Raw genomic sequence first — 12,908 nt, 5'->3', positions numbered from 1 at the left:
TTGTAATATTAATACACATCTAATAACGACAAAACACTGGTAAAGTGTTTTGTCGTTTTTTTTACTTTGCTATCAACTAGTGTAAATATTTATTTTTTTATGTCAAGTGTGGTTTTCCGCATTATTTTAATCGGAAACCCGCCCTATAAAGTACGGTAAATGTATTGGTAGAATTTAAATAACGAGAGACAAGTGATGTTACTGGGGTAGTTTAGTATATCGACATTAATAAATTTTACTACAAAACTATAAAAAAAGTTCAAAGCTATTGGAGGTTAACATGAAAATTGGTGTAATTGGAGCCGGTGTAATGGGGAAAGGTGTAGCCCAAAGGTTTGCACAATATGGTCATAATGTTGTTTTATATGATATTTCTTCAAATGTTCTTGAAACTGCACGGGAAGAGATAAAAAAGAATTTAAAAATAGCAGGTATGTTTAATAAAACGATAGATGCTGAAAAAATTGTTGCCAATATCGACATTACATCAGGTTATGAAGATTTTGCAGATATGGATTTTATTATTGAAAATGTAGATGAAAATATTAAAACGAAAGAAATCGTTTATAGAAATTTAGAGAAGGTTTGTAAACAAAAATGTATTTACATGGTGAATACTTCATGCATTCCGATTACGCTTATTGGTTCATATACCGATAGAGCTGAAAAAGTGATAGGTGTACATTTTATGAATCCAGTTCCTATGAAAAATTTTGCTGAAGTTATACAGGGATGGAAAACATCTGAAGAGACCGTTCAGCATGTTCGTGAGTTATTAAATAAAGCAGGAATGGAAATTGAAGTAATTAAGGACAGCGCGGGATTTGTATCTAATCGATTATCTCATTTATTTATGAATGAGGCTGCAGCCCTAGTGTATGAGGGAGTGGCAACTGCAGAGCAAATTGACAACATTTTTAAAAATGCTTTTGGTCATAAAATGGGTCCGCTGGAAACAGCTGATTTAATCGGTGTTGATACGGTATTAGATTCATTAAAAGTATTATATACCCATTATGAAGATCCAAAATTTAGAGCCTGTCCCCTTTTAAAACAAATGGTATATGCAGGTTCAACTGGAAGAAAAAGCGGAAAAGGTTTTTATTCTTACTAAAAGAAAGGTGATAATAATGAATACAAAAGAGAAAATTAAAGGGTTTTTATCAAAGTTTATAAAAATTACGGAGATCAATGACACAGACAATATTTTTGAAAAAGGATTAGTTAATTCTTTATTTGCAATGAATCTAGTTAATTTTATTGAAACTGAATTTGATATTTCCATCGATAATATGGAATTAGATTTGGACAATTTTAAAGATATCATTTCAATTGTTGCCTTAGTTGAAAAGAAGTTAGCAATGGAGGAAACAGTATGAGTGGGGAGAAAATAAAATGTGTTGTCTGGGATCTAGATCATACATTATGGGATGGAATTTTAATAGAGAATGACAATTTAACTTTAAAAGAAAATGTAGTTGAAGTAATAAAGGAACTAGATAGAAGAGGAATTTTGCAATCAATAAGCAGTAAAAACAACTATGATATGGCCAAAGAAAAACTTGAAGAATTTGGTTTGTGGGACTATTTTATTTATCCTCAAATTAGCTGGAACAGTAAGTCAGAAGCTGTTGCTCAAATTGCAAAAGACATCAATATTGGTATAGATACTTTGAGTTTTGTAGATGACCAAGAATTTGAACGAGAAGAAGTGTTATTCAGTTATCCAGAAATTTTATGTATCGACGCAAATGATATTGACAAAATCCTAGATATGGAAAGAATGATGCCAAAATTTATAACAAATGATTCGAAAAATAGAAGGAAAATGTACCACAGTGATATTCAAAGAAATAAAGAAGAGCTAGCGTATAGTGGTACGAAAGAAGAATTTTTATCCACGCTTAATATGACTTTCAAAATTGACAAAGCTAAGGAAGACGATCTTCAGAGAGCTGAAGAGCTTACAGTCAGAACACACCAGTTAAATTCCACAGGTTACATTTATTCTTATGATGAATTAAAGAACTTTCTTGAAGCAGATGATTATGAAGTGTATGTTGCACAGCTTGATGATAAATATGGTACTTACGGAAAAATAGGCTTGGCGCTTGTAGAAAAGAAGGCTGACGTTTGGGATTTGAAGCTACTTCTTATGTCATGCAGAGTAATGTCCAAAGGTATTGGTAATATTTTCATGAATTTTCTTATTAATGAATCGATAAAAAATAATAAAACTTTACGAGCACAATTTATTCCAACAGATAAAAATAGAATTATGTACATTACATACAAATTTAACGGCTTTAAAGAGTTAGGTAAAGACGGTGATGTCGTAATATTTGAAGCAGATATGTCATACGAGCGAATTATACCAGACTATGTAACGTTTGTTTATGAAGGGGAGAACGTTGATGGATTTTTCAGTAAAGAAAGAGCAGAGACAATACAGTCAGGAAATCATTGATTTCGCGAGAGAAAATCTTAATGAACGTGAATTTTACGAAGAATTCTCCATGGATATGTGGAAAAAGGTTAGTGAATTTGGATTATTAGGGATAACTGTAGATGAAAAATACGGAGGTCTTGGGGAAAGCTACGAGACTGCGGCAATGGTCTTTGAAAGTCTTGGATATGCATGTAAAAATAATGGATTTATTTTTGTGATTAATAATCATATATGGGTATGTCAAAATTTAATCAATTTATATGGTTCAGATGAATTGAAAGAAAAGTATTTACCACAGATGGTTGAAGGGAAACAAATTGGGGCAATTGCTATTACAGAGCCTGAAGCAGGATCTGATGCATTTGCGATGGTTGCAAATGTAAAGGAAGAAGATGATTGTTTTGTACTTAATGGTACAAAGATGTTTATTTCCAATGGTCCTATCGCTGATATTTTTATTGTTTTCGCTGTTACGGAGGAAGTTCCAGATAAGAAAATCACTGCTTTTGTCGTTGAGCGCAATTTTGAAGGCGTAACGACAGGGAATGATATCGAAAAGATGGGCTTGAATGCATGTCCGACGAGTGAACTTATTTTAGATAATGTAAAAGTGCCAAAGAATAATATATTAGGGAAATTTAACTATGGTAATAATATTCTCACAGGCGCGCTAGAATGGGAAAGATGTTTTGAATTTGCGCCACATATTGGTGTGATGCAACGAATTATGGAACAATGCATCAAACAGGCAAATGGAAGAAAACAGTTTGGAAAGCCAATAGGTTCAAATCAGGCAGTATCTCATAAAATTGCCGAAATGGAAGTAAATATAGAAATGGCGAAATTAATGTTATATAAAATCGCATGGTTAAAAGATCAAAAAAAATCTGCTTACCTTGAAACTTCTATTTTTAAACTTTTTGTAAGTGAAAATTACATAAAAACGTGTAGAGATGCAATGCAAATTTTTGGTGCATATGGATATACAAAAGAGTATGAAATGGAACGAGAGCTAAGGGATGCCCTGGCAAGCAGTATTTATTCAGGCACAAATGAAATGCAAAAAAATACAATTTATAATATGGCCAATGCAAGATATATGTGATAAGGAGTGCTCATGAAAGTTGTAGTATGTTTAAAACCAATCAAAGCTGAAGAGATGTTTCCAAATGAATTACGAACAGAGGACTTTATTATAAATCCATATGACTTATATGCATTACAACAATTTATAGAATTAAAAAAATCGATTGATTGCACAATTATCTGTCTTTGTATGGGTAATCACAGTACAAAAGGATTGCTTCAAAAGGCTATTGCTTTAGGAGCAGATAAAGCCATTCTATTAAATGATGAGCTATTCGAAGGTTCGGATACAGTCGCTACTTCATACATTTTAGTACAGGCAATCAAAAAAATAGAAGATGTGGATTTTGTAGCATGTGGAAGACGAAGTAGTGATGGAGAAGTTGGACAAGCAGTATATGGCATAGGAGAACGTCTTAACTATTATTGTTTAACTGATATAGCTGAGATTTTAGGGAATGAGGCTTCAGCAATTCAGCTAAAACAAGTAAAAGACACTGAAACAATTATTGGGAGATTGAAACCACCCGCTGTTATTTCTTTTTACGATTATGTAGTTACGCAGCCTTTAATCAATTTACTAGCATTAAAAAAAGCAAGAAAAAAAGAGATCCTTGTATGGAATGCTACTGATTTAGCTGTTGATGTAGAAAAGTGTGGTTTTGCTAGTGTAAAGGTGAAAGAATGGCATGTTCAAAAAGAAGCAAAACAGAAAAAGCTATTTATAGAAGAAACGGCACAAGAAAAAGCGATTTTAATCTATAACTTAGTAACAGATAAGGCACACAATAGTAAACGATAACCTGCATGAAGGATGAACGTTGAATGGAAAAAGAAATTGTTATCATATGTGATTTTCAAGAATACGACGATGAAAATATATTACAGGTCATCACAAAAGCTAGTAGTCTCAGTAATCAATGCAACTATAAGGTAACAGTATTATGTGTTGGACATAAGGATAGTGAGCAACTTGATAAGTTCTTTCAATATGGAGCAGACAATATAGTGATCTGTAGACAAAACGAGCCATTTGATATGACATATTTTACAAATATAATCTCAAATATGATAAAGACACGCATCCCAAAAGTCATATTGGTTCCGGAATCTAGCAATGGAAAAATAACGGCATCGATATTATCTGCCAGATTTGAGGTCGGGCTTATAGCAGGTTGTACTGATATTCAATTTGATGAAAATAACGAACTGTCTTTTTTGAGAACTGCCTTTAATAGTGTGACAATTGCCAAAAACAATTGTTCTAATGGCGAATTTATCATCGCAACTGTGAAAAAAGACATCTTTGCAAAACAAATGAAGGCTGGGCAATGTAGTGGAATGATAGAGGAAGTTACATACGATGATGATATGGAGAAGTTGTCCAATTCATGGGGTGTTCTAGAGCGAATAGAAAAGTTCGACAAGAAAGAGATGAACAATTTAAATAAAGTTTTTTGTATTGGTAGAGGAGTTAAAAATCAAGATACTTTTGAAAAAATTTGCCAAATTGCAAATAAACTACATGTTGGAATAGTTGGAACCCGAGCAGTCGTTGAAGCGGGATATATTGAAAAAGAGAGAATGATTGGTCAGTCTGGGAAAATGCTGGCTTCACCTATTTATGTAGGATTCGGTGTATCGGGCGCTAGCCAACATATGATTGGCGTTAAAAATGCTGAAATAATCGTTGCCATCAATAAAGATAAAAATGCACCCATATTCGAATATGCGGATTACGCTATCGTAGATGATGTGGAGGCAGTACTGGCTGAATTAGAAAAAATGGCTGAAGGATAGGTACAAGAGATGTACTTAGCGTTTTATAAGACATAAAAAGCTTTTAGAAGGTTTGATAGGGGAGGGAATGGAATGAAAAAAACAGATGATATATTAGGAGCACTAAAAAAACTTAGTAAAACAGATAAAGGAATTACAATTGTCCTTTCAAAAGAGGATAAAAAATTTATTTCATACAGAGAACTATGGAATAGAAGTTTTTATGTTTCTGAAATATTTAAAAAGCAAGGTGTTAGCAGAAATGCAGAAGTCATTATTCGGTGTGAAAATCTAGAGCTCTTTTTATATTCATTTTGGGCGTGTGCAATAGGAGGCTATATCGCTGTTCCGATTGATGCAAGTAAAAATAGTAATGTCGATAGTCTTTTAACACATGTATTGGAAAAGTCGGTTCATCCAATTATCGTCAGTGATAGTGAACAGGATAAGGACAAAGGGAAAGTGCTATGCCTTCAGGACTTCTATACTGAGATTTTAAAGTGTCCGAATAATCTGAATGTAGAGTATCAAACTTCACCAGAAGATATCCTATATATTTTATATTCTTCTGGAACAACGGGCACGCCAAAAGGGGTAATGATTAGCAAATCCAATGTGGCTGCTAACGTATATGGCTTTGTTAAACATTATGCAATAGATGAAAATGATAAGTTTTTATCATGGACACCATTAACACATTGTTATGGTTTAGTCATATTCCACCTTGTACCATTAATGGCGGGCGCAGATCAATGCCTGCTTTCTACTAAATTGTACATGAATCAGCCGTTAATTTGGGCGGAAACCATTAATGAATATCGCGCAACTAGAATTGGTTCACTGCCATTCGCATTGAAGCATTTTAATAATGTTTATATGAATTCGGAGAAAAACTTTAAATGGGATTTGTCCTGTGTAGATAGCATGTTTTTAGGTGGGGAGTCGGTTAGTCAAGCATTATACAAAGAATTCTGTAACGAAGTAAATGCTTATGGGTTTTCTATAGATAAGGTTTATCCGCTATATGGATTGACTGAAGCGACAATTATGTTAACCGCAAATAGATTAGGAAAGCATGCTAGAACATTCGAAATTACAAACGATAAGCTTGTGATTGGTGACAAAGTGCAGTGTAGGGAATTAGCGGATGGCGAAACAGCAGATAATGTATTTCTTGAAATGGGTACGCCTTTGGAAACTGTACAACTTAGTATCCGCGATGATAACTTCCAAGAGCTCCCAGAAGGGCATTTAGGACAAATTTGTGCAAGTGGTCCTTGTATTACAGCAGGTTATTATCAAGATTCAGAAGCGACCGATAAAGTATTTTTTGAAGAGAAATGGTTATGTACAGGGGATATAGGATTTATTCAAGATAACAATCTTATCATTATTGGAAGAGAAAAAGAACTTGTTGTAGCCAACGGGAAAAAAGTCTCGTGCGCACAGATTGAAGAACTAATAAATAAACATTTGCATAATACAAAGCACCAACAGTGTGCAGTATGCAATGGAACAAAGCAGGAAAATGACAATGAGAAAGTGATTGTTTTTATAAAAACACAAATGGACTTTGAAAATAACAAGGATATAGAAGAATTTAAGGACTTTAAAAACGACATTATTTCAATGGTTTTTGAAAAAATGGGACTGACTATTAGTGAGGTAGTACCCGTTGAAGATATTCCTAAAACAAACAGTGGCAAAGCATTTCGACGTGGGTTAACTGAAAAATATAATGCTGGCACATATGAAACAATACTAAATAACTTGAATTATAGTAAGAAAAGCCAAATGGTTAATACTGAAAAAACGAGATACTCTCGAAATTCTATTGCGAAGAAAATTGTGACATATATTGAGAGTCGTTTCGATGTAAAAGTATTAGCGCATGACATTCCTTTTTCTGAATATGGCATTGTATCTATTAATATCCCATCGTTTATTGAAAATTTAAATAAAGAATTTAACGTAAATATTCTTGTTGCTGATATTTTTAAGTATTTCACTATATATGATTTGTCTGAACATATTTATTCACTTGTTAATTTAGAAGAGAAGCAAAGGAGTCTAGGGAACATGAACGAAGAGCAGCATATGCAAGATAAAATAGCAATCGTTGGAATGAGTTGTCGCTTTCCAGGTGGTGCTAATAGTATTGATGAGTACTGGAATTTGCTTGTAAATGGAGTAGATGGCGTATGTGATGTTCCTGAAAATAGATGGGAAATTGAAAAGTATTATGATGAAGATAAAACCGTTCCGGGAAAAATGTATTGCAAAAAGGGTGGTTTTTTAAATATCAATATTGATGAATTTGATGCAGGATTTTTCAATATATCTCCAAAAGAAGCAGCTGCCCTTGATCCCCAACAAAGAATGCTATTAGAGCTCACATGGGAAGCTTTTGAAAATGCAAATATGGATATCACTAAATACAACGGATCGAACACCGGCGTATATGTAGGCATGTCTAATAATGAATACAATCTAGCGCAATTATATTCAGGAGAATTATCAACTATTGGTGCATATGCTCTGACAGGAAGCTGTATGAGTACTGCATGTGGAAGGGTATCTTATACGTTTGGATTTGAAGGACCATGTATTACAGTTGATACCGCATGCTCGTCCACGCTTTCGGCGTTGCATTTAGCCTGTACCGCAATGCAGGCCGGAGAAGCCGATATGCAAATTGTAGCTGGCGTTAACTTAATGGAATCTCCAACGACTAATATCGGTTTTTCGAAACTGCAAGCGACATCAGTAGATGGTCATAGTAAAGCATTTGATGAAGCGGCAAATGGTTATGGGCGTGGAGAAGGCGGTGGCGTCCTTATACTGAAAAAATTATCTGACGCTATTAAAGATCAAGATGAAATTCTAGGTATTATCAGAGGAACTGGAATTAATCAGGATGGTAAGAGTAACGGCCTAACTGCACCAAATGGGGAAGCGCAAGAAAAATTGATTGAAAAAACTTTGATGCATGCCAGTATGGATCCTCATGATGTTGATTTTGTAGAAATGCATGGAACAGGCACAAAACTTGGAGATCCAATCGAAGTTCATGCAGTTGGTGCAACTTACGGAAAGAACAGAAGTAAAAATAATCTATTAAAGATAGGTTCTGTAAAATCTAATATTGGTCATTTGGAGGCTGCTGCAGGGGTAGCATCAATAATTAAAGTTTTATTATCCATGAAGCATAATATGATTCCTGCAAATCTTCACTTCCATACACCGAATCCGTTTATTGACTGGGAAGGTGCAAATGTAGAAGTGATAAGCGAACATGCATCGTGGAAAAAAGAGGATGGCTTAAGAGCTGCAGCTATTAATGGCTTTGGATTTGGTGGGTCAAATGCCCATACGATTATCGAAGAATACAAAAATGAGGATTTCGGTAAAAACGAAACAAACATCCAAGATGGCATAGATTATATACTTAAAATTTCAGCAAAAAGCAAGAAATCATTAAATGAACTAATTGAACAGTACTATAATTTGATAGCAAATAGTTCGGACAATGAATTAGAAGATATTATTTATACAGCCAATCTAGGAAGAGCGGATTTAGAATACCGATTTGCTGTATGTGGCAGTAACAGAAAAATGATTGCTGAGAGACTAGAAAGCTATCTAAAAGATGGGTATGCAGAAGGGGTCTTTGAAAATATAGATAAGCACCAGTTGATGCAAAAAGATAGAAAAGTTGTCTTTATGTTTACTGGACAAGGCTCACAGTATCTCAATATGGGGAAACTACTCTATGATTCTAATGCTGTCTTTAAACAGGCATTTGACACTTGTGATCGATTGTTTAAACCGTATTTATTAAAATCCATTGCCGATTTAATATATGGGGAAAATGCAGAGGAACAAGTGATTGAAAAAACGGTTTATGCGCAACCATTAATCTTTGCGGTGGAATATGCTTTATACAAACTGTGGGAGAGCTATGGTGTTAAACCAGAGGTAGTGATGGGACATAGCATTGGTGAATATCCAGCAGCAGTTGTAGCAGGGATTATGACACTGGAAGATGCTATTAAACTAGTTTCAATAAGAGGAAGACTGATGGATGCTGCACCTGGAAAAGGTAAGATGGCAACTGTTTTTGCAGATAAAGCGAAAGTACAAAAACTTCTTACTGGATTCCAAGAGACGGTATGTATTGCGGCACACAATGCTGAAGAAACTTGTGTAATTTCTGGAATGGCGGAAGATATAGAAAAAGTGGTTGAGAAGGCAAAGATGGAAGGCATGCGTGTACAAGAATTAAAGGTATCTCATGCTTTTCACTCTATGCTAATGGAGCCAATATTAGACGACTTCCATTTAATAGCAAAAGAATTGGATTATAAAGAATCTAAGGTAAAATTTGTTTCGTCGCTCTACGCCAAAGAATTAGAAGAAGGTCAAATTCTTGATGGCGACTATTGGACTAGTCATATTAGAGAAAAAGTTGACTTCTTTGGAGCGGTTACAAGCATTGATAAAAAAGAAAACTATTTATTGCTAGAAGTAGGAAGTAATAGAGTGTTGGCAGCACTTTGTAAATTAATTTTTGAAGATGAAAGAGTCATTGCATCTACTTTAAACATGAAGAAGGAAGATAAAGTACAACTGGCAAATGAAATTGCATTGCTTTATGTAACGGGTGTAGATGTGGATTGGAGCAATATTACGTTCGCTGGTAAAACGAATTGGAACAAAGTAAAACTTCCTAACTATCCATATGAGAAGAACAAATATTGGATGGATTTGAAATACGATAGAGCATCAGAGAGTATCAATGCTGAAGATTATCATAATATTCTAGGCCAAAGAATTGATCTTCCATCAATGAGTGACGCTGTAGTATTCCAAAGGAAATTTACTGCATTGGAACCTTACTTTATGAGAGAACATGTAATTTTCAAAACAGCTATTTCTCCAGCAGCAGCCCATATGGCCATGATACTTTCGGCTGTGAAAGAAATTGGAAATGCTAAAAGTTGCGTGTTAAGTAAAGTAGATTTCAGGGTACCATTAGCTGCAACAGATGATGAAGAAAAACAGGTGCAAATTTGTTTAGAAAAAGAAGACAATGATTACAAATTTAATATTGTCAGTAGAGATTTTAACTCTAAATATGATAAATGGCTAATGCATGCTAAAGGCAATGTATGTATGCAAGATGAATATGAGTTTTCAGAAATGACAGCAAATATGGATGATTATAAACGCCTGTCCTATGAAGAAAATATTGAAAATAGTATCTACTATTTTATGAGTAAATCTGGTTTTGAATTAGGAGAAGGTTTCCAACGGATTAAGCGTATTAGCTACGGAGAAGATGAATGTGTCTGTGTGGTAGAGCCTTTAAAAACCATTCCATACTTTAAAGATTATGTACTCTACCCAGGAACAATTGACTCCATATTCCAAACAGGTATTGCCTTAGTTTTAGAAAAATTAAAAGAACGTACAAATGTTAATGAAGATGGCAATAAAACAGTTATTCCATACTATTTAGAGAAATTGACGTTTAACTATCGAGAATCCGATCAGTTATGGTGTTATTCAAAATCAACTGTAAAAAATGATATTACGTATGCGGACGTTATTGTATATAACGAAAAAGGCGAAGTATTAATGAAAATAGATAACCTCATGGCTAAAATTACAGAAAGCGAAAGTTTATTACAAGAAATGAGTAGTGCAAACAAATTGTATTACCATACAGACTGGGTGCAAACAGATGCCATTAGAAAATTAGAGGAGTTGCCAGTCAATAAACAGTACCTTCTGATTGCAGATGAGGCAATTGCGGCAGCAAGTTTAAAAGAAAATATGGAGAAACACCATTTAAACACAATATGTGTACTACATGGAGATGAATTCCTAAAGAAAAATACCCATGATTATACGATCAATCAGGACAATAAAGAAGAGTGGTCGAAGCTTCTTGCAGATGTATGCAAAGACAGCGGGAAGAAAAACTTAAATATTATTTATTGTACTACTAAGGATAGTGTTCCGAATCTAGCGAATAATAAGGTGAATTATAGAGCAATTAAAGCATTACACTATTTGGTTCAAGTTATGAATGAAGAGGGTTACACACAAGGTAGCAAAATTAAAATCGTGACCAAAGATGTGCAAAAGCTTCGTCATGAGAAAAAACTAAATTTATCAGGATCAATGGTCTGGGGATTAGCAAAAGTAATGAGTATAGAATATCCTGAAATTTTTGGTGGCATCATTGATACGGATGAAATAACTTTCTATGAAAATAGTGATTTTATCCATGAAGTATTAGGGGATAGTGTACAGGAAGTTTGCTTCAGAGAAAACGAACGTTATGTAGGAAGATTAATTGCTCATGCGGATTATTTGAAAAAAGGGTTAGAAAAAAATAAGAAAATTGTATTAAAAGAAGAAGCTTCTTATTTAATTACAGGTGGAACAGGAGCATTGGGTCTTGCTTATGCTGAACAACTTGTAAATGCAGGTGCTAAAAACCTTATTTTAATAAGCAGACGTGAACCAAGTGAACATGCCAAAGTAGCGATTCAAAAATTGATAGACAAAGCAGTGCAAGTAAAGATTGTCCATGCGGATGTATGTAATGATGAAAGTCTGATAAAAGCGCTGGATGACATTCAATTTACGATGCCTCCTATTAGAGGCGTCGTTCATGCAGCAGGTGTGTTAAACGATAAGATGTTGATTGACCTCAATTGGGAGGATTTTGAAAAGGTTATGAATCCAAAAGTTGTTGGAACGCTTAATGTTTTCAATGCAATTGACAAGGAAACATTGGATTTCTTCATGATGCTTTCCTCTATCACGAGTGTTATTGGAAATATGGGACAAGGCAACTATGCTGCTGCCAATCATTTTATGAATTCATTTGCAACATATATGAACATGAACAAGCTTCCTGGTTATACTTTCTGCTGGGGACCATGGAATGAAAGTGGGATGGCAGCAGATAATGATGCGATATCGAGTACGATGGCAAGAATGGGTATGAAAACTTTTTCAAAAGGCCAGGGACAAAGCATTATTAATGATTTTATGGATCAACCATATGAGAATCTGGTAATTGCCGATATAGAATGGAATACCCTAGTAAAATCTTTGGAAACTGCAGCAGGCAAGACAGAATTCCTATCCAAATTAGTGTCTGAAAAGGACCTACATGTGGATATAGTTCAAGATGAAAAGGACAATTTCTTGGAAACGCTTATGAGTTTATCAGGTGAAGGCCAAAATGAACTCCTAATTGAAAAACTGCAAAGTATTTGCGGGAAAATTATGGGCTTTGATCATAACCAAGTACTATCCATAGATAAAGCATTCCAAGAACAAGGTGCAGATTCTTTAATGATATTCTCTATGCGAACAGCGATTAATAAATTGCTAGGTATCGATGTCAATGTCTCTGTATTTTTCAATTATCCAACCATCGTAAAACTTTCTGATTATTTATTAAGTGAAGTTCTAATTCTTGAAAATGAAAATATGGGTGAATTAGAAGAACAATCCGAAAACATAGATGACTTATTATCTGAAATTGATAAGTTAACGATATAGTCAGAGG

The 12,908-nt window shown here is 34.3% G+C and carries 7 protein-coding genes; all 7 read left to right on the top strand.

Annotated elements, in window-relative coordinates; all coding sequences use genetic code 11:
- Positions 1–280: 280 nt before the first annotated feature.
- Positions 281–1,114 (top strand): 3-hydroxyacyl-CoA dehydrogenase family protein, encoded by an 834-nt coding sequence (locus LS41612_RS16975; RefSeq protein WP_024361554.1) that lies wholly within the window; start codon positions 281–283, stop codon positions 1,112–1,114.
- Positions 1,115–1,130: 16 nt separating this feature from the next.
- Positions 1,131–1,379, top strand: coding sequence for an acyl carrier protein (locus LS41612_RS16970; RefSeq protein WP_024361553.1), 249 nt, complete (start codon positions 1,131–1,133; stop codon positions 1,377–1,379).
- The gene (locus tag LS41612_RS16965) at positions 1,376–2,467 is read left to right on the top strand and encodes an HAD-IIIC family phosphatase (RefSeq protein ID WP_024361552.1); all 1,092 of its coding nucleotides are present in this window, start codon (positions 1,376–1,378) and stop codon (positions 2,465–2,467) included. The genes LS41612_RS16970 and LS41612_RS16965 overlap by 4 nt, the downstream gene beginning before the upstream one ends.
- Complete coding sequence (locus tag LS41612_RS16960; protein ID WP_024361551.1) at positions 2,415–3,554, top strand: acyl-CoA dehydrogenase family protein; 1,140 nt, start codon at positions 2,415–2,417, stop codon at positions 3,552–3,554. The genes LS41612_RS16965 and LS41612_RS16960 overlap by 53 nt, the downstream gene beginning before the upstream one ends.
- Positions 3,555–3,566: 12 nt before the next feature.
- Complete coding sequence (locus LS41612_RS16955) at positions 3,567–4,337, top strand: electron transfer flavoprotein subunit beta/FixA family protein (RefSeq protein WP_024361550.1); 771 nt, start codon at positions 3,567–3,569, stop codon at positions 4,335–4,337.
- Positions 4,338–4,360: 23 nt separating this feature from the next.
- Positions 4,361–5,335 carry an electron transfer flavoprotein subunit alpha/FixB family protein gene (locus LS41612_RS16950; protein ID WP_024361549.1) on the top strand — a complete coding sequence of 325 codons (975 nt, stop codon included), beginning with the start codon at positions 4,361–4,363 and terminating at the stop codon, positions 5,333–5,335.
- A gap of 72 nt (positions 5,336–5,407) precedes the next feature.
- Positions 5,408–12,901: a type I polyketide synthase gene (locus LS41612_RS16945; protein WP_024361548.1), complete on the top strand. Its 7,494-nt coding sequence runs from the start codon at positions 5,408–5,410 to the stop codon at positions 12,899–12,901.
- Positions 12,902–12,908 lie beyond the last annotated feature (7 nt).

The organism is Lysinibacillus sphaericus (genome assembly GCF_002982115.1).
GTDB classification, from domain to species: domain Bacteria; phylum Bacillota; class Bacilli; order Bacillales_A; family Planococcaceae; genus Lysinibacillus; species Lysinibacillus sphaericus.
The sequence above is the reverse complement of the archived record's forward strand: the minus strand, read 5'-3'. Positions and strand labels throughout refer to the sequence as shown.

Coding starts and splice junctions, on each gene's coding strand:
- LS41612_RS16975 (WP_024361554.1), top strand. CDS start 281: ATGAAAATTGGTGTAATTGGAGCCGGTGTAATGGGGAAAGGTGTAGCC.
- LS41612_RS16970 (WP_024361553.1), top strand. CDS start 1,131: ATGAATACAAAAGAGAAAATTAAAGGGTTTTTATCAAAGTTTATAAAA.
- LS41612_RS16965 (WP_024361552.1), top strand. CDS start 1,376: ATGAGTGGGGAGAAAATAAAATGTGTTGTCTGGGATCTAGATCATACA.
- LS41612_RS16960 (WP_024361551.1), top strand. CDS start 2,415: ATGGATTTTTCAGTAAAGAAAGAGCAGAGACAATACAGTCAGGAAATC.
- LS41612_RS16955 (WP_024361550.1), top strand. CDS start 3,567: ATGAAAGTTGTAGTATGTTTAAAACCAATCAAAGCTGAAGAGATGTTT.
- LS41612_RS16950 (WP_024361549.1), top strand. CDS start 4,361: ATGGAAAAAGAAATTGTTATCATATGTGATTTTCAAGAATACGACGAT.
- LS41612_RS16945 (WP_024361548.1), top strand. CDS start 5,408: ATGAAAAAAACAGATGATATATTAGGAGCACTAAAAAAACTTAGTAAA.